Source organism: Telluria sp. GW821-FHT07G12, assembly GCF_059418525.1.
The window spans coordinates 1649548-1669826 of record NZ_JBWKQA010000001.1; the positions used below are offsets into that span (position 1 = coordinate 1649548).

Genomic DNA, 20279 nt, shown 5'->3' on the forward strand with positions numbered 1-20279 from the left:
GTCTTCTCTCTTGTTGTAAGAATAGTTAAGCGGCTTACGCAGCGCCTGCGTAGCCGTTGGCTTGCGCGAGGAGAGCAGGCTCCATGCGCGCGGCAATGCGCTGGATGTAGGTGGTGGCGGGGATGACGCCGGCAGCGCCGGCGCGGTGCAGCCAGGCATAGGCCTCGACCAGGTCCTTCTGCACGCCCTGGCCGCTGGCGTACATGACGCCGAGGTTGAACTGGGCGCGGGCATGGCCCTGGCGCGCGGCGCACAGGTACCAGAAATGGGCCGCTTCGTAGTCGCGTTCGACGCCGTGGCCGCTGTCATAGCGCAGGCCGAGCGCGAACTGGGCCAGCGCGTGGCCCTGGTCGGCGGCCTTGCGGTACCACTCCCAGGCCTGGCGCGGATCGATGGCGCCGGAATCGTCGCGGTCCAGCAGCTGGCCCAGCATGTACTGGGCGGGTGCGTAGTCCTGGTCGGCCGCCTTGCGGTACCAGTGCATGGCTTCGTCTTCGATGCGCAGGGCGAGGTCGAACTGGGCGCGCAGGTGGCCCTGCTCGGCGGCTTTGCGGTACCAATCGATGGCTCGCTGTGGATCCTGCGGTACGCCGTGGCCGGCGTCGACCAGCTGGCCCAGGTGGTATTGAGCGCCAGCCGAACCCTGCTCGGCGGCCTTGCGGTACCAGTGCGCGGCGATGGCGTAATCCTGGTCCACGCCCTGCCCATGTTCGTAGCGCAGGCCCAGGTTGTCCTGGGCGCCGGCGTGGCCCTGCTCGGCCGCCTTGCGGAACCAGTTCAGCGCCAGTTCGGGATCGCGGGCGACGCCGTGGCCGCTATCGTAGATCAGGGCCAGGTTGAATTGCGAACTGGCGTGGCCCTGCTCGCCTGCGCGGCCGTACCAGAGGATCGCCTTCTCGCTGTCCTGCGGCAGGTCCTGGCCCTTGTCGTAGCGCAGGCCCAGATTGAACTGGGCCGGCGCATAGCCCTGCTCGGCCGCCTTGCGGAACCAGTGGATGGCCTGCTGGACGTCGCGAGCCATGCCTTGGCCGCTGTCGTAGCGCAGCGCCAGGTTGAACTGCGAGCGCGCGTAATTCTGCTCGGCGGCGCGGCGGTACCATTCGATGGCTTGCGCGATGTCCTGGCTCACGCCCTTGCCGCCTTCGTACATCATGCCGAGGTTGTGCTGGGCGCCGGGGTCGCCCTGCTCGGCCGCCTTGCCGAACCAGTGCATGGCCTGGTGCACGTCGGCCGGGATGCCTTGTCCCTTGGCGTACAGCCAGCCCAGGTTGTACTGGGCCGCCGCGTAGCCCTGTTCCGCGGCCTGGGTGTACCAGTAGACGGCTTGCGCCAGGTCCTGGGCCACGCCCTGGCCCTTCTGGTACATCACGCCGAGGTTGTACTGGGCCTGTTCGAGGCCGGCGCTGGCCGCCATGCGGTACCAGGCCACGGCCAGCTCGTAGTTCTTCGGCACGCCCTGGCCGTTCACGTACATGAAGCCCAGGCTGTGCTGGGCGCTGGCCACGCCGCGCTCGGCCAGCGCTTTTACGCGCAGGAATTCAGCCGTGTGATGGGCAGCTGTCTGGCTTGCGGCGGCGGTATCGGGCATGACGCAATCCTGCAATTACGCCTGGAAGGCCAGTACATTGCCGGCGCTGGCCGGCACGACCTGGGAGCGCAGCACTTCCGTGAAGCGCGGCAGCGGCATCGGGCGGTGATACAGGTAGCCCTGCATCGTCATGCAGCCATTGGCGCGCAGGTAGCGCGCCTGCGACTCGGTCTCCACGCCTTCCGCAATCAGGTTCAGGCCCAGGCCGCGCGCGATCGAGATGATCGCCAGCACCACCGGATAGTGGCCGTATTCGTCGTGGATCTCCTTGACGAAGGACTGGTCGATCTTGATCGTGTGGACCGGGAAGCGGTGCAGATAGGCCAGACTCGAATAGCCGGTGCCGAAGTCGTCGATCGCCACCGACACGCCCAGCTGGCCCAGTTTATTGAGCTGCTCGATCGCGTGCTGCGGGTTGCGGATGCAGATGTTCTCGGTGATCTCGACCTCGATCTGGCTCGGCGCGATCCCGTAGCGCACCAGGGCGCCGCGCATCTTCTCGAAGAAGTCGCCGCGGTCCAGGTATTGCGGGGACAGGTTCAGCGACAGGCGCACCTGGTTGGCGCAGATGTTCTTCCACTGCAGCATGTCGCGGCACAGCGCGCCGATCATCCAGTCCGAGATCGGAATCATCAGCCCGTTCTCTTCGGCGAAAGGCAGGAACTCGCCCGGCGAGACGATGCCCCGGGTCGGGTGGTTCCAGCGCATCAGCGCCTCGGCGCCGACGATGCGGCCGCTGGCGGCGTCGATCTGCGGCTGGTAGTACATCTCCAGCTCGTCGTTTTCCAGGGCGCGGCGCAGGCTCTGGCCCAGTGCGATCTTCTGGTGCGACACGTCCTGCATCGACTCGTCGTAGAAGGCGTGCCCGTTCTTCCCTTGTCCCTTGACCTGGTACATGGCGATGTCGGCGTGGCGCAGCAGCTCGTCGATCGACTCGCCATGGCCCGGATAGATCGCGATGCCGATCGAGGCCGAGATGTGGACCTGATGGCCATCCAGGTCGAAGGGCTGCTGCAGGCACTCGAGGAATTTGTCGGCCACGTGGCTGGCGTCACCGCGGTCGCGCAGCTCGGGCAGCACGATGGTGAATTCGTCGCCGCCCTGGCGCGCCAGGGTGTCGCCCTTGCGCAGGCATTCCTTCAGGCGCACCGAGACCTGCTGCAGCAGCTCGTCGCCTTTGACATGGCCGAGGGTGTCGTTGACCAGCTTGAAGCGGTCGAGGTCGATGAACATCACCGCGAGCTCGGTCTGCTTGCGCTTTGCTTGAATGACGGCGAGGCCGAGCCGGTCCTTGAACAGGATGCGGTTCGGCAGGTCGGTCAAGATGTCGTGGTAGGCCTGGTAGGAGATGACCTCTTCCGCGCGCTTGCGGTCGGTGATGTCGCGCGCCACGCCATAGGTGCCGAAGAACTCCAGCTTTTTGACTTCCTGGTCGGGCACGTGCATGCCGATCGCGTTCAGCGAGATCGTCATCAGGGTGTTGTTGAAGGTGCGTTCCTGGTTAGAGCCGGCGTGGCACTTCAGGCGCAGTTCCACGTTGCGCGAGGCGCGTTCGTCGACGCGGCGCTCGTTGAAGGAATAGCGTGCGCGCTCCAGGTCTTCTTCATGCACCAGCACCGAATAATGCTGACCGATCAGCTCTTCGCGGCGGTAGCCGAGCAGCTGGTAGGCACGGTCGTTGACGAAGGTGAAGCGGCCTTCGTGGTTCAGCGTATAGATGATGTCCGGCGAGGAGTCCACCAGGTAGCGGTACATCTTCTCGGAGTTTTCCAGCTGGTTGGCGATGCGGCGGTTGGCTTCCTCGAGGCGGCGCGCCTTGAGCGCATTGCCGACGGTCTTGAGCAGCTCTTCGCGGCTGTAAGGCTTGCGCAGGTAGTCGTAGGCGCCGCGCTTCAGTGCGCCGATCGCGGCGTCGATCCCGACCTCGCCGCTCATCACGATGACGTCGGCGTCGATGCCTTTCTGGTTGATGAAGTCCATGATCTCGTGGCCGCCGATGTCGGGCAGGCGCAGGTCGAGCAGGACCATATCGAAACGCAGCTTCGACAGGTGGGTCAGGGCCTCGGTGCCGGTCGATGCGGTGACCAGCTGGTAGCCGCGGCCTTGCAGCAGCTCATACAGCGATGACAGCAGGCGCGGTTCGTCGTCGACCAGCAGCAGGCGCGGCTGCTCCAGTGCGGCGGACAGCGAGGCATGCGATGCTTGCGGCGCAAGCGCGTCGTGAGGCATGGGAGACGGGGCGCTGGCGGAGAATGGATTCATTGTTACCTTATACGGATCCAAGCGCGCGCACCGGCAGTCCAGCCGGGGCGCTGGCGCCGGCATGCGCCGGCAGCAGGATTTCAAAACTGGTGCCGGTCTTGCCGCTGCGGCAGGCGATGTGCCCGTTCAGCTTCTTGACCAGGCTGTGCACGATCGACAGGCCGAGCCCATGGTGCGGGCCCTCCTTCGTGCTCTTCACGGCGGAGAACAGGTTGGCCAGCACCTCGCGCGACAGGCCCGGGCCGGTGTCGGAGACGACCAGTTCCAGGTACAGCCTGCGCTCGCGGTTGACGTGGCCGCGGTTGGCGATCTCGATGCGCCCGCCGGTGGCGGCCAGGGCCTCGATCGCGTTCTTGACCAGGTTGACGAGGATTTGCTTGAGGATGTCCGGGTCGCCTTCGATGCGGCCGGCTTCATCGGGCGTGCTGACCACGATCTCGACGTTCGGCGGCACGAAGTCGGTGGCGCGGAACAGGCGCAGCACGTCCTCGACCACTTTCCCGACGTCGGCGCTGACACCGCTGTCGAGGGCGGACTGTAACCCGGGCTGCACCTCGGTCAGGCTGTTGACCAGCTGGCCGACGCGGTCGATCTCTTCGTTCAGGATCGACAGCTCGCCGCCCACCGGTTCCTGGCGTTCCAGCTTGCTGTCGAGGACGGACAGATAGTTCTTGATGATCGACAGCGGGTTGTTCACTTCGTGCACCACGCGCCGCGAGGCTTCGCGGTATTCCTCGGCCACGTGGGCCAGCTGGCGTCGCGCATGGCCGCGCTCGGACATCGCGTTTTCCAGCGCGCTCGCGGCCTGGGCGCCGAAGGACTGCATGAAGCGTTCGCGCTTCTGGCAGGACGGGACCTGCCAGCTCGAGATGCCGCCGATCAGGACGCCGATGCAGCGGGCACCGCTCACCAGCGGCACGCAGACCAGCGATTCGGTGCCCAGCATGCGCAGCAGCTGTTCCTCGGGCAGGCCGAGCGGCGCGCCTTCGCGGCGCACGAAGGCCAGGCGGCGTTCCAGCGCGGCTTTCGCCACCGCGCCGCCCTTCGACAGCGGGATCGAGAATTCGGCGATGCGCTGCTGGGTCGGGGTGGGCGCGCCCACCAGCGCGTGGCCAGTCGGGTTCTCCAGCAGCACGACGGCGTTCTCGAAATCGAACAGCACGCGCGCCGAGCGCGTCATCGATTCCAGCAGGCCGCTTTCTCCCTGCTGGCGCGCGAAGGCCTGGCCGATTTCCGACACCAGCACCAGGTTGCGCATTTCCTCGGTCAGGCGCTGCTGCACCGGATCGACGGGCGGCGGCGGCGCGAAGGCCGGCAGCGCCGGGATATCGTCGGCGCCGGCCAGGTCGATGCCGAGATGGACCGCGGCGCGCTCGACCTGGCGCGCAGCCTGGGCCAGCAGCTCGTCGGCGGCTTCCGGTTCGAGGTCGCACAGCTTGGCCGCCTCGACCACCAGGTTCGGGTCTTCGGCATGGCCGGACAGCAGGTGGGCGGCGCGCACGATGCGGATCAGCGGATGGGCGCCCTCCAGGCGCTCGCCCGGCTCGTGGTGGTACAGCACGGCGTCGGACAGGAAGGAATCGAGCTGCCAGCGTTCGATCAGCCAGGCGCCGGCTTCGGCGTGGGTGATCTGCAGGGTGCGCTGCTCGACCGCGCACAGGTCTTCGTCGTCGCGCGCGGTGAAGTTGAAGCCGTATTCCTTGGGCGCGGTGGCCAGCAGGGCCAGGCGGCCGACGTTGTGCAGCAGGCCGGCCAGGTAGGCTTCCTCGGGCTGCGAATAATTCAGGTGACGCGCCAGATCGCGCGCCAGCACGGCGGCGGTCAGCGAATTCTTCCAGAACGCGCGCAGGTCGGTCGCGCTGGAATTCGGGAAGCTGTTAAAGGTCTGGAATACCGAATCGCTGATCACCAGGGTCTTGATCATGTCGGTGCCCAGCGAGACCATGGCCTGCTCGAGATTCGGCTGGCGCCCGCCGCGATGGTAGGCCGAGCTGTTGGCGACCGTGAGGATCTTGCCGGTCATGCCGGCATCCTTGGCCACCAGCGCGGCCAGCTCGGGCATGCCGAGGTCGTCGGCCTGCAGGTGGGCCAGCAGCTTGATGAGGATCTGCGGCATGGCCGGCAGCCGCGCGATCAGCAAGCGATTGCGGATATCCTGGTCTGATTGGTAGTTGGTCTCAAGCACGGCCGCCACTGCTGTTCTGGATAGTAGGTGGCGCTTTCCCCGGCTAAAGCTGCCACGATAATTCTTCTAGTGGTACCCGGAGCAAGGCTGGTTTTAGGCCATTGTTCCGAACGTGAAAAACTTATCTTAGCATATATACATTTCTGACCGGGAACAACATTTTCCGCAGAAAGTGATGTGTTTTAGAGTCAGAACTCAAGCGCAGGTATTGATGCACCTCACATTTTCGTAGGGTGGGCACCCCGTGCCCACGCGTGAAAGTTGCGAAATATCAATCAAGCCAAGGCCTGGCGGCGCCGGTAATGCCGCGACACCATCCAGCACGCCAACGACGCCAGCGCAAACGCAGCCTGGCCGATCGCCATCGCCAGCACCGAGTAGTCCACCGCCGGAACGATGATGCCGGCCACGATCGCGCCCATCAAGGTGGTGATGAAGGACTGGCAGGATGCCACCGTACCGCGGATGTGCGGGAACAGGTCGAGCGTCAGCAGGGTCGCGCTGGGGTTGATGATCGAGCTGCCGAAGTTATAGAAGAACATCGGCAGCACGGTCCACGGCAGCGCCGGCGGCAGGAAAGAGTGATACAGCACGCTGCCGGTAACGGCGGTCAGCATGAATGCGTAGCCGATGCCGATCTGGCGCCCGTAATGCATCTTGCCGGCCAATCGGTTGGCGGCCAGCGCACCCATGAAGATGCCGGCCACCGCCGGCACAAACAGCCATGCGAAATCCGAGGGCCCGAGATGCAGGTGCACCGGCAGCAGCACCGGCGCGCCGGCGATGAACAGGAACATGCCGCCGAAGTTGAAGGCGACCACCGCCGACTTCATCTGGAACAGCACGGAGCTGAAGATGTCCCAGTAGCTCTGCGCCAGGAAGCGTGGATTGAAGGGCTGGCGGCGCTCCACCGGCATGGTCTCGGGCAGGTGCTGCCAGCAGACCCACCACAGCCCGAGGCTGAAGACCAGCAGCCCGAGGAAGATCGCGCGCCAGTCGAGCAGGGTCACGATCCAGCCGCCCAGCACTGGCGCGATGGCCGGCGCGATCGAGAAGATCATCGTCACCATCGACAGCAGGCGCGCGGCCGGCGCGTCCGAGTACAGGTCGCGGATGATCGCCCGCCCCACCACCACCCCGGCCCCGGCCGAGAAGCCCTGCATGATGCGGAAGATCCACAGGTAGTGCACCGAATGCGCCGAGGCGCAGCCGAGGGTGCCGACCGCGAACACGATCAATGCGACCAGCACCACGTTGCGGCGCCCGAACGCATCCGACAGCGCCCCGTGCCACAGCGACATGACGGCGAAGGACAGCATGTAGGCCGTCAGGGTCTGCTGGACTTCCAGCGGGGTCGCATGCAGGGTTTCCTGGATGCGCGGGAAGGCCGGCAGGTAGGCATCCACCGAGAACGGCCCCAGCATCGCCAGCGCGGCCAGCAGGGCCGCCAGGCCGCCCGCGCTCAGCATGGTGACCTTGTGCGGCTCCGGCAGCGGAACGGGGATGACGGGGTCTTTGGGCAGATTGTCTGGTTCGGGCTCGGGCAGCATGTTTACTCTTGTTGGGGTTTGGCCGCTTCCCGGCGGTTGAAGCCGGCGACCATGTCGAAGCGGAACAGGCGGCATTCGAGCGCGCCGTTGAAGAACGGGGTCTTGCGCGATTCCTTCAGGCGCAGCATCTTCGGCAGCGACAGGTCGGCGGTGAACAGGTACACGGTCCAGCCGGCGAAGCGCTGCTTCAGCGTGCTGGAAAGGTCCTGGTAGAAGCCGACCGCCATCTCGTCCTGCGGGATGGTGGAGTCGCCGCGCACGCCGATACGCTCGCCGTAGGGCGGGTTGGTCAGCAGGATGCCCGGCTGGCTGGTGGGCGGCTGCACCTGCTGCGCCTCGATCTGCTTGAGCGGCACCTCGAACATCACGCCGGCGACTTTCAGGTTATGGCGGGTCATCGCCACCATGTCGCCGGAGATGTCGGAACCGAAGATGGTCGGCTCGCTCGGCAGCGGGTTCGGCTTGATGGCCGTCTTCATCTCCTGCCAGGCCTTGCTATCGAAGTTGCGGAATTTTTCGAAGGCGAAGCGGCGGCGCGCGCCCGGCGGAATGCCCTGCACCATTTGGGCCGCCTCGATCAGGATGGTGCCGGAACCGCACATCGGGTCGAACAGCGGCACGCCCGGCTTCCAGCCGGCCACGCGCAGCAGGCCGGCGGCCAGGTTCTCGCGCAGCGGCGCATCGCCGGTCTCTTCGCGCCAGCCGCGCTTGAACAGTGCTTCGCCGGAGGTGTCGAGGTAGACCGTGAAGTTGCGCTGGTCGAGGAAGCCGAGGATGCGCATGTCCGGCTCGCGCGTATTGACAGAGGGACGCTTGCCGAACTGGTCGCGGAAGCGGTCGCAGACGGCGTCCTTGATCTTCAGGGTCGTGAACTCGAGGCTCTTCAGCGGCGATTTCACGGCCGTGATGTCGACGCGGATCGTGTGGTCGACGTCGAACCAGTCTTCCCAGGGCTGCTCGAGCACCAGGTCGTAGATGTCGTTCTCGTTGGTGTAGGTCTTGTTCGCCATGCGCATCAGCACGCGCGAGGCAATGCGCGAATGCAGGTTGATGCGGTAGGCATCCTGCATGCTGCCCGAGGCGTGCACGCCGCCGGGGACTTGGTTGTGCACCTTCAGCGTTGGGCTGTTGGTGTGTTGCGCGATTTCGGCCAGCTCTTCGGCCAGCGCTTGTTCCATGCCACGCGGGCATGGGCAAAAATAGGAAGCCATCGGGGGAACCCTTTATCCGTAGTTAAAAAATTAATGCTTTTGCCAGCCCCAAAACGTCATTCCCGCGGCGGCGGGAATCCATGCTGAGCGTCAGTAGTCGGCTCAGTATGGATTCCCGCTTCCGCGGGAATGACGATGTTCGGCTCTTGCTTAAAAAGGCTTTACAACGACCAGGATCACAATCCCGATCAGCAGCAAAACCGGTACTTCATTGAACACGCGGAACCACTTGTGGCTGCGCGTGTTCGCGCCGCGCTCGAATTTTTTCAGCAGCGATCCGCACGCGTGATGGTAGCCGATCACGAGGATGACGAGCGCCAGCTTCGCATGCAGCCAGCCGCCCTTGATGCCGAAACCCAGCCATAGCCAGAGGCCCAGCAGCAGCGCCGGAATCATCAGCATCGTGGTGAAGCGGTACAGGCGGCGGCCCATGCCCAGCAGGCGTTCCAGCACGGCGGGATTGGTTTCCTGGGCCAGGTTCACGAAGATGCGCGGCAGGTAAAACAGGCCGGCGAACCAGGAGGCGATGAAGACGATGTGGAAGGCCTTGATCCAGAGGTACATGAAAACCCTTATTTGTTATTGGCGTACTTCGCCGTGCCCGAACACGATGTACTTCAGCGAGGTCAACCCCTCCAGCCCGACCGGGCCGCGCGCATGCAGCTTGTCGTTCGAAATCCCGATCTCCGCGCCCAGGCCATATTCGAAACCGTCGGCAAAGCGCGTCGACGCATTCACCATCACCGAACTCGAGTCGACTTCGCGCAGGAAGCGCATGGCAAGGGTGTAATCCTCGGTGACGATGGCTTCGGTGTGCTTCGACGAATACTGGTTGATATGCTCGATCGCCTCGTCGATGTCCGCCACGATCTTCACCGACAGGATGGGCGCCAGGTATTCGGTGCGCCAGTCTTCCTCGCTTGCCGCAACCAGGTGCGGATAGCCCTGCAGGATCGCCAGCGCTTCCGGGTCGGCGCGCAGCTCGACTTCCTTCGTCTTGTACAACTCGGCCAGCTGCGGCAGCACGGTCGGCGCAATCGCGCGCGCCACCAGCAGGGTTTCCATGGTGTTGCAGGTGCCGTAGCGGTGGGTCTTGGCGTTCATCGCGATCGGCAGGGCCTTGGCGATATCGGCTTTGGCGTCGATGTAGACGTGGCAGATGCCGTCCAGGTGCTTGATCATCGGCACCGTGGCCTCCTTCATCAGGCGCGCAATCAAGCCCTTGCCGCCGCGCGGCACGATCACGTCCACGTATTCCGGCATGGTGATCAGGGCGCCGACGGCGGCGCGGTCGGTGGTCTCGACCACCTGCACGCCATGTTCCGGCAAGCCGGCGCCGCGCAGTCCTTCAGCCACCAGCGCGGCCAGCGCGCGGTTGCAGTGGATGGCTTCCGAGCCGCCGCGCAGGATGGCGGCGTTGCCGCTCTTGATGCACAGGCCGGCCGCGTCCACCGTCACGTTCGGACGCGCCTCATAGATGATGCCGATGACGCCCAGCGGCACGCGCATCTGGCCGACCTGGATGCCGCTCGGGCGGAACTTCATGTTGGAGATTTCGCCGATCGGATCCGGCAGCGCGACGACCTGGCGCAGGCCCTCGACCATGGTGGCGATCGCTTTATCCGACAGGGCCAGGCGGTCCAGCATGGCCGGCTCCAGGCCGGCGGCGGCCGCCGCTTCCATGTCGCGCGCGTTCGCCTCGCGCAGCTTGCCGGCATCGCGTTCGATGGCGTCGGCAATCAGGAGCAGTGCGCGGTTGCGGGTGGCGCTGTCGGCGCGCGCCATCGCGCGCGAGGCCGCGCGCGCCTGGCGGCCGGTCTGCTGCATGTAGTTCGTGATGTCCATGGTGCGTTTCCGTTCAATCGTGGGCACGGGGTGCCCACCCTACGTTAAGACGCGACTCTTAGCGCCAGCTGCAGCATCGCATCCCATGCATCGCCCGCGAACTGCTTCGCGCGCAGGCCCTTGACCATGCGGTCGACCTGGGCTGCCTCCTGCATGGCCGCTTCCAGGGTCGGCAATGAAACGCGGCGCAGCGCCGGTTCCATCATGCGCTCGCGCGGACCCCAGATCCGGTATTCCTTCAGCAGCGCGCCCAGCGGGCGTCCCTGCGCCATCCCGGATTTCAATTTTAGCAGCGTGCGGATTTCTTCACTGACGGCCCACAAGACCAGCGGCAACGCCTCGCCCTCGCCCTTCAAACCCTCGAGCATGCGCACCAGGCGCGCCGGGTCGCCGGCCAGCATCGCTTCCGACAGCTTGAACACGTCGTAGCGCGCCACGTTCAGCACGGCGTCCTGCACCTGCTCGAAGCTCAGCTTGCCCGGCTCGTACAGCAAACCCAGCTTCTGGATTTCCTGGTGCGCGGCCAGCAGGTTGCCTTCCACCCGGTCGGCGATGAAGTCCAGGCTCTGGCGGTCGGCGCTCTGCTGTTGTGCCGAGAGCCGCATGCCGATCCAGGCCGGCAGTTGCGGGCGTTCGACGTTCGGGATCTCGATGTAGACCGCGGCCTGCTGCAGGCTGCCCACCCAGGCCGCCTTGGCCGTCTGCCAGTCCAGCTTCGGCAGCGTGATCAGCGTCAGGTTGTCGGGGTTCAGGTCTTTCGCGTAGTTCTGCAGGGCCACGCTGCCGTCCTTGCCGGGCTTGCCGCCGGGGATGCGCAGTTCGATCATCTTCTTGTCGCCGAACAGGGACATCGCCTGGTTGGAGGCCAGCAGCTCGCCCCATTTGAAGCTGCGCTCGACCGTGAGCACGTCGCGCTCGGAATAGCCCTGCGCACGGGCGGCGCGGCGGATCTTGTCCGCCGCCTCCAGCGCCAGCAGGTGTTCGTCGCTGGTGATCACGTACAGGGGCGCCAGCCCCTTGGCGAGGTGCCCGTCGAGCGCCTCAGGCCGCAACTGCATAGTCGTTTCCTTATTTCGCCGGAGATGCCGCCGGCGCCGGCCGCAGGGCAGCCAGGCGACGCATGATCTGCTGCACCAGGTCGGCCTGCATGTCGCGGTACAGCAGCGCTTCCTCGGATTCCTTGGCCAGCACCTGGGTCTCGTCGAAGGCCATGTTCCGGCGCAGCGTGATTTCGGTGGCCGGCAGCAGCTCGACGCCCTTGCTGTCGCGGACCATGAAGGTCAGCGTATAGGTCAGCAGGTATTCGCGCACGCGGCCCAGGCTGTTCAGCGACAGGATGGACTTGCCGCGGTTCTCGCTCAGCACCACGAACTGCGCCTCCGCCCCTTCCGCCTTGTCGGCGATGGCCACGTCGCCCGCGCGCAGGTTGCGCTTGAGTTCAGTGCCCAGCGGCGAGGTATCCGGGAAGGTCAGGAAGATGCTGTGGAAGGGCATCGTGTAGCTGCCGTTCGAGCCGCGCATCTGAAAGCCGCAGCCAGCCAGCGACCCTGCGATTACCAGGGCCGCAACGGCGCGCACCACCAACTTCTTGGAAGGGGCGCGCATCGCTTACACCACGATGTTGATGAGTTTACCGGGGACGACGATGATCTTCTTCGGCGTGCCTTCGATGAACTTCTGTGCCGCTTCCGACGCCAGCGCGGCGGCTTCGATCGCCGCCTTGTCGGCTTCCTTCGGCACTTTCACCGAGCCGCGCAGCTTGCCGTTCACCTGGATCATCAGCTCGATCTCGGACTGCTCCAGCGCAGCAGGGTCGACTTCCGGCCACTGCACATTGAGGATGTCGCCGTACACGCCGGCGTAGCCGAGTTCCTGCCACAGCGCGTGGGTGATGTGCGGCGCCACCGGGTTCAGCATGCGCAGGAAGATCGACAGGCCTTCGGCGATCACGGCGTTGCCGGCCACGCCTTCGGCCAGCTTGGCCGACTCCAGGGTATTCAGCATCTTCATGCAGGCCGAGACCACGGTGTTGTACTGGATGCGCTTGAAGTCGTAATCGGCCTGCTGCAGGATCTTGTGGACTTCGCGGCGCAGCGCCTTCTGGTCGTCGTCCAGGCTGCCCTGCTGCTGGCCGGCCAGCGCCGAGGCGATACGCTCGCGCTGGGCGAATGCGAAGGCCCAGACGCGGCGCAGGAAGCGGCTCGCGCCTTCCACGCCCGACTCCGACCACTCCAGGGTCTGTTCCGGCGGCGCCGCGAACATGGTGAACAGGCGGGCGGTATCCGCGCCGTACTGCTCGATCTGGGCGGCCGGGTCGATGCCGTTGTTCTTCGACTTCGACATCTTCTCGGTGCCGCCGATGATGACCGGCGCGCCGTCCAGCTTCGACGCCGCTGCCTGCGGGCGGCCGCGGTCGTCGAACACCAGGTCGACGTCGGCCGGGTTGAACCAGGTTTTTTTACCGGATTCGTCTTCGCGATAATAGGTCTCGTTCAGCACCATGCCCTGGGTCAGCAGGTTGACGAAGGGCTCGTCGAACTTCACCAGGCCGAAGTCGCGCATGACCTTGGTCCAGAAGCGCGCGTACAGCAGGTGCAGCACGGCGTGCTCGATGCCGCCGATGTACTGGTCCATCGGCATCCAGTAATCGTTGCGGGCCGGGTCGACCATCGAATCGTTCGATCCCGGCGAGGTATAGCGCATGTAGTACCAGGACGAGTCGATGAAGGTGTCCATGGTGTCGGTCTCGCGGCGGGCGGGCGCGCCGCAGCACGGGCAGTCGACCTTCAGGAAGGCTTCGTGCTTCTTGAGCGGGTTGCCGGTGCCGTCCGGGACGCAGTCTTCCGGCAGCACGACCGGCAGGTCCTTTTCCGGGACCGGCACGGTGCCGCACTTCTCGCAGTGGATCATCGGGATCGGCGTGCCCCAGTAGCGCTGGCGCGAGATGCCCCAGTCGCGCAGGCGGAAAGTGACCTTCTTGTCGCCCAGGCCCTTCTCGGCCAGGTCGCCGGCCACCGCATTGACGGCGGCCGTGTAATCGAGGCCGTCGTACTTGCCGGAGTCGATCAGCACGCCGCGCTCCTTGTCGCCGTACCACTCCTGCCAGCCGTCCAGCGAGAAGGTCTCGCCTTCCACCGCCACGACCTGCTTGATCGGCAGATTGTATTTTTTCGCGAACGCGAAGTCGCGCTCGTCGTGCGCCGGCACGCCCATCACGGCGCCGTCGCCATAGGTCATCAGCACGTAGTTGCCGACCCAGACCGGCACCTGCTCGCCGGTGATCGGGTGCATGACGGTCAGGCCGGTCGGCATGCCCTTCTTTTCCATCGTCGCCATGTCGGCTTCGATCACGGAGCCCTGCTTGCACTCGGCGATGAAGGCCTGCAGCTCCGGATTGTTCTTGGCCGCCTGCGTGGCCAGCGGGTGCTCGGCGGCGACCGCGCAGAAGGTCACGCCCATGATGGTGTCGGCGCGGGTGGTGAAGACGTACAGCTTGCCCTCGTTGATCAGCTCACCGGCGTCGTCCATGATCACGTGCGGGAAGGCGAAGCGCACACCGGTCGACTTGCCGATCCAGTTGGCCTGCATGATGCGCACGCGCTCCGGCCAGCCCGGCAGCTTGTTGTCGACGTAGTCCAGCAGTTCGTCGGCGTAGTCCGTGATGCGCACGTAGTACATCGGGATCTCGCGCTTTTCGACCAGCGCGCCCGAACGCCAGCCGCGGCCGTCGACCACCTGCTCGTTGGCCAGCACGGTCTGGTCGACCGGGTCCCAGTTCACGGTGCCGGTCTTCTGGTAGATGATGCCCTTCTCGAGCATCTTCAGGAACATCCACTGGTTCCACTTGTAGTAGTCCGGCTTGCAGGCGGTCATTTCACGCGACCAGTCGATGGCCAGGCCCATCGACTCCATCTGGCCGCGCATGTGGGCGATGTTCGAATAGGTCCACTCGCTAGGGGGCACGTTGTTGGCCATCGCTGCATTTTCGGCGGGCATGCCGAAGGCGTCCCAGCCCATCGGCATCAGCACGTTGTAGCCGTTCATCCGCAGGTAGCGGTACATCACGTCGTTGATCGTATAGTTGCGCACGTGGCCCATGTGCAGCTTGCCGGACGGGTAAGGCAGCATCGAGCAAGCGTAATACTTGCCTTTTGGGAAACGAGGGTCATGTTCGACCGCTTTATAGGCGTCGATCGACTTCCAGTAGGCCTGGGCGGCCTGTTCGACTTCGGCTGGACTATATTTATCTTGCATGATGTTCTGCGGACTAAAGGGAGGTGAGCAGAACATTATACTGGTACATTCGTCTACCGGGCTGCGTGGGCCAACGGTAGGGTGGGCTCCCCGAGCCCACGATCGGTTTTACCGCAATTCGAGCTCCAGGGCCGGCTTTTCGCCGTAGTCCTCGTAGCGCTCGTTGATGCCGATGATGCAGAAGGCCATTTCCTCCAGCACGTCTTCGGCGCGCTCGCGCATGGCGTCGGAATGCAGCACGACGATGTGCAGGGTTTCGTCCGGGCCCAGGCGGATGCTGCTCATGCCGTCCTCGTCGCGCAGGTAGCTGAGGCAGTCGACCCAGGAATCCATCGTATGCGGATAGGAATCCGGGAAGCCGAAGGCGCGCTGGCTCTCGGCGTGGAAGCTTTCGGTGTCGACGATTGCGGCGCCGTTCAGTTCGACGGTGGCCATAGAAATCTCCTTAGCAGCCGTCATTCCCGCGAAAGCGGGAATCCATACCGAGGCGCCGAAGTCGTTTAATTCGCGTAAAAGCGAACTGACGAACTTCGGAAGCTCAGCATGGGTCCCCGCTTTCGCGGGGACGACGGTATTGGTAATGTGGCCAGTATGCCAGCAGTCCGCCGGCAGAGCCGTACAGTTCGGTGCTCAGGCCTTCAGGCCCAGCACATCCTGCATGTCGTACAGCCCGGTCTGCTTGTCGGCCAGGAAGCGCGCGGCGCGCAGCGAGCCCTGGGCGTAGCTGACGCGGCTGCTTGATTTGTGGCTGATCTCGATGCGCTCGCCGATGCCGGCGAACAGCACGGTGTGGTCGCCGACGATGTCGCCGCCGCGCACGGTGGCGAAGCCGATGGTCGAGGGATCGCGCTCGCCGGTCACGCCTTCGCGGCCGTAGACGGCGCACTCGTTCAGATCGCGCCCCAGGGCGTCGGCGATGACCTCGCCCATCTTCAGCGCGGTGCCGGACGGGGCGTCGACCTTGTGGCGGTGGTGGGCTTCGATGATCTCGATGTCATAGCCCTGCGAGAAGTTCTTCGCCGCCATTTCCAGCAGCTTCAGGGTGACGTTCACGCCGATGCTCATGTTCGGGGCGAACACGATCGCGGTCTTTTCGGCGGCAGCGCGGATCGCGGCCTTGCCCGCCTCGTCGAAACCGGTGGTCCCGATGATCATCTTGATGCCGTGCTCGGCGCAGTAAGCCAGATGCTCCAGCGTGCCTTCGGGACGGGTGAAGTCGATCAGGTACTGGGCGCCGGCCAGGCCCTCGGCCAGGCTTGATCGGATCGTGACGCCGGTCAGCTGGCCCGAGAAGGCGCCGGCGTCCGAGCCGATGAAGGGATTGCCTTCGCGGTCGAGCGCGCCCGCCAGGGTGGCGTCGGCGTCGGCGGCGATGGTCTCGATCAGCATGCGGCCCATGCGGCCGCTGGCGCCGGCAACGGCAATATTCAGCTGGGTCATGCGCTTACTCCCCGCCGCGCTTGGCCGCATCTTCGCGCTTGCGCTTCATTTCATCCAGCGTTTCCTGCTCGGTCTTGGTCTCGTACTTCGAGATGCCGATCAGGCGCGAGATGTATTCGCGCTCGCTCGGCAGGTTGCCGCCGTCGATCTTGGCGACCAGGTTGTCCTTGAAGTAGACGGTGACGCGGCTGGTGGTCAGCTCGCCGTTGCCGCGCGCGAGGTAGAACGGGTAGTCCCAGCGGTCGGCGTGGAAGGCGTCGGTCAGCAGCGGAGTGCCGAGGATGAACTTGACCTGGTCGCGGCTCTGGCCGACCTTCAGCTGGCCCAGCATCTCCTGCGACACGAAGTTACCCTGCTGGATGTCCGGGCGATACGGCGAGAACACCCACAGGAATTTTTGCAGCTTGGTGACGGTGGTCGTCTGCGCGCCAGCATTCGCGGCTGCCGCGGCCTTGTTGGCATCGGCGGCGACCGCTTCCGGCGCGGTGCTCACCGGCGCCGCCGGCTTGGTCTGGTTACGCCAGGAGGCGCAGCCGGAGACTGCCATGGCCGTGACGGCAAGGCCGGCCACGAGCACGGCCCGGGCGTGGGAACGATGGAAAACGGCATTCATGACGCGCATATCTAACCTTAAAATCGATTGGGCGGAGCTGCAAAACGCTATATCATAAAGCACTCCGCACATCTCAGCCCATCTAAGAGTAACAAAACATGAGCAATAACCCAACCGACCTGAAGGCCAGCGGCCTCAAAGCGACACTGCCGCGGCTGAAAATCCTGGAGATCTTCCAGAACAGTACGGTGCGGCACTTGACGGCGGAAGACGTCTATAAAACCCTGTTGAACGAGAACATGGACGTGGGCCTGGCCACGGTGTACCGCGTGCTGACGCAGTTCGAGCAGGCCGGCCTCCTGAACCGCAATCACTTTGAAACCGGCAAGGCCATCTACGAGTTGAACGCCGGCTCGCACCACGACCACCTGGTCTGCCTGGACTGCGGCCACGTCGAGGAGTTCTACGACGAAGAGATCGAAAGCCGCCAGCAGAAGATCGCCCTCGAACGCGGCTTCAAGATCGCCGAGCACGCCCTCGCCATCTACGGCAACTGCCAGAAGACCGACTGCCCGCACCGCCACCGCTAAGCGGCATCGTCGTCACAGCCTGTCTTGCGCCGCGCGCCCATCGGCCGCGGCCATCACCTTTCTTACCGCCGCTATCACCAGTTCCGGCTCCTCCTGCTGGATGTTATGGCCGCTCCGCATGGTCAGCACCTGGGAGCCGTCGCTGAACTGGCGCAGGAAATCGGCGTGCAAGTCGCGTTTCACCGCCACCGCTCCCACGCTTTGCAGGAAGAACTCCGGCTTTTCCACCTGCTGCACCGAGGTCAGGACGACCACCGGCACGTCCGGCAGCCTGCCATCCAGCGGCGGCGGCAGCGCGCCCCGGTCGAGGACCGGCTTCAGCGCCTCGTACTCCGCCTTGAATGTCGCCGGCACGAGGGCGTCGAAGCGGCGGTCGTCGTCCGCTGCGCGTGCGGCATCGAGCTTGCGCAGGGCCGGATTGAAGCCTTCGTCGGCCGGATCGACCAGCACCATGCCCGCCACCTGGCCCGGATGGCGCAGCGCGAAGGCGCGCGCCAGCAAGCCGCCATAGGAGTGGCCGACCAGGATGAAGGGCGGCTTCAGCTTCGCGCTGGCGATCAGCTGGTCGAGTTCCAGGCTGCTTTGCAGGATGCTGCGCGCTTCGGGCCGCGGGTCGGAGCTGCCGTGGCCGGCGCGCGAGTAGCTCACGACGTGCGCTGACTTCGCCACCTCCGGCGCAACCTTGCGCCAGGTCTCCAGACCGGTGGCGAAGCCGGATTCGAAGATGACCGTATAGCGCCCGCTGCCCTGCTCCGCCGCCTGCACCTGGTAGCCGCCCACGGCGATGCGCTCGTCCGGTGCGGAGGCGCCGCTGCGGGCAACGGCGCAGCACACGAACACGATGGCGGCGAGAAAAAGGGGACGGGCAAATCGATTCACGGCAATTCCTTGGCAAATGGCGCACGCGGCGCGATGACAGGACTATAGCCGTGGGGTCTGTCTCGCTGAAACTGTAAGAACTCCCAGTAGGAAGTCAGGAGTGGCTGAGCGCGTTCGACAGCAGCTTGGCGGTGATATCGACGATCGGGATCACGCGCTCGTAGGCCATGCGGGTCGGGCCGATCACGCCGAGGGTGCCGACGATCTTGCCGTTCACTTCATAGGGCGCGGTGACCACGCTCATCTCGTCCATCGGCACCAGCTTGGATTCGCCGCCGATGAAGATCTGCACGCCGCCGGCCTTGCTGGAGACGTCCAGCAGCTGCATCAGCCCGGTCTTCTGCTCGAACATCTCGAACATCTGGCGCAGCGAACTCATATTCGACGAGAGGTCGCTCACCGACAGCAGGTTGCGCTCGCCCGAAATGATCATGTCGTCGGTTTCCTGCAGCGCCTCGCTGCCCGCCTCCACCGCGGACTGCATCAGGCGCGCCATGTCGTCGCTCAGCTGGCGCAGCTCGCCGGTCAGGCGCGCGCGCACCTGGTCGAAGGACAGGCCGGCGAAATTCTGGTTCAGGTAGTTGGCCGACTGGATCAGCTGCGAGGGGCTGTAGTCGACGTCGGTCAGCAGCAGGCGGTTCTGGACGTCGCCGCGCGGATCGACGATCACCAGCAGGATGCGTTTTTCGGACAGGCGCAGGAATTCGATCTGCTGGAACGCGGATTCGCGCCGCGGGCTTTGCACCACGCCGGCGAACTGCGACAGCGAGGACAGCATCTGCGCGGCGTTGGCGATCACCTTCTGCGGCTGGTGCGCGGGCAGGCGCATGCCGGCGCCGACGGCGTCCTCGTCGATCTGCTGCACGGTGAGCAGCGTATCCACGAAGATGCGGTAGCCGCGCGGCGTCGGAATCCGGCCGGCCGAGGTGTGCGGGCTGGCGACATAGCCCATCTCTTCGAGGTCGGCCATGATGTTGCGGATCGTGGCCGGCGAGAGGTCGAGGCCGGAAATCTTCGACAGCGCGCGCGAGCCGACAGGCTGGCCGTCGGCGATGTAGCGCTCGACCAGGGCTTTCAGCAGGGTTTGTGCACGGTTATCGAGTTGCATGCTCACATTATGCACGTTCGCTAGCCCGCTGGGGAGTCATGCGCGCGGTCAACCATAGGTGCGCTTGAGCCAATCCAGCAGTTCGTCGAAGTTGCGCACGATCGCATCCGGCTCGACGCCGTGCTCGCGGTGCTTGTTGCTGCCGTTCCGGTTCATCCACACCCCGCGCATACCGACGTCTTGGGCGCCCTGGACGTCGAGCAGGACGTCGTCGCCGACATACACCGCATCCCAGGGCGCGACGCCCAGCGCGCGGCAGCCGGCCAGGAAGATCTCCCGGTCGGGCTTGGCCACGCCCAGCTGAGGCGCCGACACCCAGGCCTTGAAATGGTGCTCCAGGCCGATCGTGCGCAGGTCGGCGTTGCCATTCGTGATCGCGCCCAGCAGCACCCGCCCCTTCAGGCGCAGCAGGCCCGGCACCACGTCGTCGTAGGGCACCACGGCATTGCGCGCGGCGAAGAACTCGGCCATCGCCAGTTCCACCTTGGCGGCATCCTCGCCCGCCGTTTCGAAGGCGGCCAGCAGGCCGGCGCGGCGCAGCTTGCCCAGGTCGAGCTGGAATTCGGGGTGGCGCGCCAGCAGCTCCAGGCGGGCCTGGCGCAGGCCGTCGATCGTGAACTGCTGGGCCACGCGCGGCGCGTGCTCGCGCAGCCAGGCGAACAGGGTCTCCTCGGCCTGCAGGATCACCGGGGCGATCGGCCACAGGGTATCGTCCAGGTCGAACAGGATGGCCTCGGGCCAGGCGGGTCGGGTCGTGGTCATAGTCCAGCATAGCGAGGCCGGCCATGAAAATCAACGTTATACAGACGTCGTT

The 20279-nt window shown here is 65.2% G+C and carries 17 protein-coding genes; 1 reads left to right on the top strand and 16 read right to left on the bottom strand.

Features of this window, described 5'->3' with window-relative positions:
• Positions 1–34: 34 nt before the first annotated feature.
• The 13 genes from AC07PE_RS07615 to AC07PE_RS07675 all read right to left on the bottom strand — a co-directional run bounded on the left by AC07PE_RS07615 (position 35) and on the right by AC07PE_RS07675 (position 16948).
• Positions 35–1588, bottom strand: a complete 1554-nt coding sequence (locus AC07PE_RS07615; protein ID WP_498762786.1) for a tetratricopeptide repeat protein — start codon at positions 1586–1588, stop codon at positions 35–37.
• A gap of 15 nt (positions 1589–1603) precedes the next feature.
• Positions 1604–3817, bottom strand: coding sequence for a putative bifunctional diguanylate cyclase/phosphodiesterase (locus tag AC07PE_RS07620; protein WP_498763015.1), 2214 nt, complete (start codon positions 3815–3817; stop codon positions 1604–1606).
• 40 nt (positions 3818–3857) lie between these two features.
• Positions 3858–5966, bottom strand: coding sequence for an HDOD domain-containing protein (locus tag AC07PE_RS07625; protein ID WP_498763018.1), 2109 nt, complete (start codon positions 5964–5966; stop codon positions 3858–3860).
• A 344-nt stretch (positions 5967–6310) separates the two neighbouring features.
• The gene (locus AC07PE_RS07630; RefSeq protein WP_498762787.1) at positions 6311–7585 is read right to left on the bottom strand and encodes a multidrug effflux MFS transporter; all 1275 of its coding nucleotides are present in this window, start codon (positions 7583–7585) and stop codon (positions 6311–6313) included.
• A 2-nt stretch (positions 7586–7587) separates the two neighbouring features.
• Positions 7588–8796, bottom strand: coding sequence for a THUMP domain-containing class I SAM-dependent RNA methyltransferase (locus tag AC07PE_RS07635; RefSeq protein ID WP_498762788.1), 1209 nt, complete (start codon positions 8794–8796; stop codon positions 7588–7590).
• Between the two features lie 150 nt (positions 8797–8946).
• On the bottom strand, positions 8947–9360 hold the full coding sequence (locus tag AC07PE_RS07640) for a CopD family protein (protein ID WP_498762789.1): 414 nt from the start codon (positions 9358–9360) through the stop codon (positions 8947–8949).
• Positions 9361–9375: 15 nt separating this feature from the next.
• Entirely contained in the window at positions 9376–10641 is a 1266-nt protein-coding gene (locus AC07PE_RS07645; RefSeq protein ID WP_498762790.1) for a glutamate-5-semialdehyde dehydrogenase, read from the bottom strand.
• 44 nt (positions 10642–10685) lie between these two features.
• A complete protein-coding gene (gene holA / locus AC07PE_RS07650; protein WP_498762791.1) occupies positions 10686–11699 on the bottom strand; it encodes a DNA polymerase III subunit delta in 1014 nt (337 codons plus the stop codon).
• Between the two features lie 10 nt (positions 11700–11709).
• Positions 11710–12246, bottom strand: coding sequence for an LPS-assembly lipoprotein LptE (locus tag AC07PE_RS07655; protein ID WP_498762792.1), 537 nt, complete (start codon positions 12244–12246; stop codon positions 11710–11712).
• A 3-nt stretch (positions 12247–12249) separates the two neighbouring features.
• Positions 12250–14895 carry a leucine--tRNA ligase gene (leuS, locus tag AC07PE_RS07660; protein WP_498762793.1) on the bottom strand — a complete coding sequence of 882 codons (2646 nt, stop codon included), beginning with the start codon at positions 14893–14895 and terminating at the stop codon, positions 12250–12252.
• Positions 14896–15003: 108 nt separating this feature from the next.
• Entirely contained in the window at positions 15004–15330 is a 327-nt protein-coding gene (locus tag AC07PE_RS07665) for a barstar family protein (protein ID WP_230026254.1), read from the bottom strand.
• A 195-nt stretch (positions 15331–15525) separates the two neighbouring features.
• Positions 15526–16335 carry a 4-hydroxy-tetrahydrodipicolinate reductase gene (gene dapB, locus AC07PE_RS07670; protein WP_498762794.1) on the bottom strand — a complete coding sequence of 270 codons (810 nt, stop codon included), beginning with the start codon at positions 16333–16335 and terminating at the stop codon, positions 15526–15528.
• A gap of 4 nt (positions 16336–16339) precedes the next feature.
• A complete protein-coding gene (locus AC07PE_RS07675; RefSeq protein ID WP_498762795.1) occupies positions 16340–16948 on the bottom strand; it encodes an outer membrane protein assembly factor BamE in 609 nt (202 codons plus the stop codon).
• Between the two features lie 98 nt (positions 16949–17046).
• On the opposite strand from AC07PE_RS07675, the gene fur reads away from it, so the two are divergent.
• Complete coding sequence (gene fur / locus AC07PE_RS07680) at positions 17047–17478, top strand: ferric iron uptake transcriptional regulator (protein ID WP_230026249.1); 432 nt, start codon at positions 17047–17049, stop codon at positions 17476–17478.
• A 12-nt stretch (positions 17479–17490) separates the two neighbouring features.
• Here fur and AC07PE_RS07685 read toward each other — a convergent pair whose 3' ends face one another.
• From AC07PE_RS07685 to AC07PE_RS07695, 3 genes are all read right to left on the bottom strand, one after another.
• Complete coding sequence (locus AC07PE_RS07685) at positions 17491–18357, bottom strand: alpha/beta fold hydrolase (protein WP_498762796.1); 867 nt, start codon at positions 18355–18357, stop codon at positions 17491–17493.
• Positions 18358–18451: 94 nt separating this feature from the next.
• On the bottom strand, positions 18452–19465 hold the full coding sequence (hrcA, locus tag AC07PE_RS07690; protein ID WP_498762797.1) for a heat-inducible transcriptional repressor HrcA: 1014 nt from the start codon (positions 19463–19465) through the stop codon (positions 18452–18454).
• Positions 19466–19513: 48 nt separating this feature from the next.
• On the bottom strand, positions 19514–20227 hold the full coding sequence (locus AC07PE_RS07695) for an HAD family hydrolase (protein WP_498762798.1): 714 nt from the start codon (positions 20225–20227) through the stop codon (positions 19514–19516).
• Positions 20228–20279 lie beyond the last annotated feature (52 nt).

What these genes read in the sequence shown, in the direction of transcription:
- AC07PE_RS07625 (WP_498763018.1), bottom strand. Translation starts at nt 5,966, where the DNA reads ATGCCGCAGATCCTCATCAAGCTGCTGGCCCACCTGCAGGCCGACGAC.
- AC07PE_RS07615 (WP_498762786.1), bottom strand. Translation starts at nt 1,588, where the DNA reads ATGCCCGATACCGCCGCCGCAAGCCAGACAGCTGCCCATCACACGGCT.
- AC07PE_RS07620 (WP_498763015.1), bottom strand. Translation starts at nt 3,817, where the DNA reads ATGCCTCACGACGCGCTTGCGCCGCAAGCATCGCATGCCTCGCTGTCC.
- hrcA (WP_498762797.1), bottom strand. Translation starts at nt 19,465, where the DNA reads ATGCAACTCGATAACCGTGCACAAACCCTGCTGAAAGCCCTGGTCGAG.
- AC07PE_RS07695 (WP_498762798.1), bottom strand. Translation starts at nt 20,227, where the DNA reads ATGACCACGACCCGACCCGCCTGGCCCGAGGCCATCCTGTTCGACCTG.
- AC07PE_RS07640 (WP_498762789.1), bottom strand. Translation starts at nt 9,360, where the DNA reads ATGTACCTCTGGATCAAGGCCTTCCACATCGTCTTCATCGCCTCCTGG.
- dapB (WP_498762794.1), bottom strand. Translation starts at nt 16,335, where the DNA reads ATGACCCAGCTGAATATTGCCGTTGCCGGCGCCAGCGGCCGCATGGGC.
- AC07PE_RS07635 (WP_498762788.1), bottom strand. Translation starts at nt 8,796, where the DNA reads ATGGCTTCCTATTTTTGCCCATGCCCGCGTGGCATGGAACAAGCGCTG.
- leuS (WP_498762793.1), bottom strand. Translation starts at nt 14,895, where the DNA reads ATGCAAGATAAATATAGTCCAGCCGAAGTCGAACAGGCCGCCCAGGCC.
- holA (WP_498762791.1), bottom strand. Translation starts at nt 11,699, where the DNA reads ATGCAGTTGCGGCCTGAGGCGCTCGACGGGCACCTCGCCAAGGGGCTG.
- AC07PE_RS07665 (WP_230026254.1), bottom strand. Translation starts at nt 15,330, where the DNA reads ATGGCCACCGTCGAACTGAACGGCGCCGCAATCGTCGACACCGAAAGC.
- AC07PE_RS07655 (WP_498762792.1), bottom strand. Translation starts at nt 12,246, where the DNA reads ATGCGCGCCCCTTCCAAGAAGTTGGTGGTGCGCGCCGTTGCGGCCCTG.
- AC07PE_RS07645 (WP_498762790.1), bottom strand. Translation starts at nt 10,641, where the DNA reads ATGGACATCACGAACTACATGCAGCAGACCGGCCGCCAGGCGCGCGCG.
- AC07PE_RS07675 (WP_498762795.1), bottom strand. Translation starts at nt 16,948, where the DNA reads ATGAATGCCGTTTTCCATCGTTCCCACGCCCGGGCCGTGCTCGTGGCC.
- fur (WP_230026249.1), top strand. Translation starts at nt 17,047, where the DNA reads ATGAGCAATAACCCAACCGACCTGAAGGCCAGCGGCCTCAAAGCGACA.
- AC07PE_RS07630 (WP_498762787.1), bottom strand. Translation starts at nt 7,585, where the DNA reads ATGCTGCCCGAGCCCGAACCAGACAATCTGCCCAAAGACCCCGTCATC.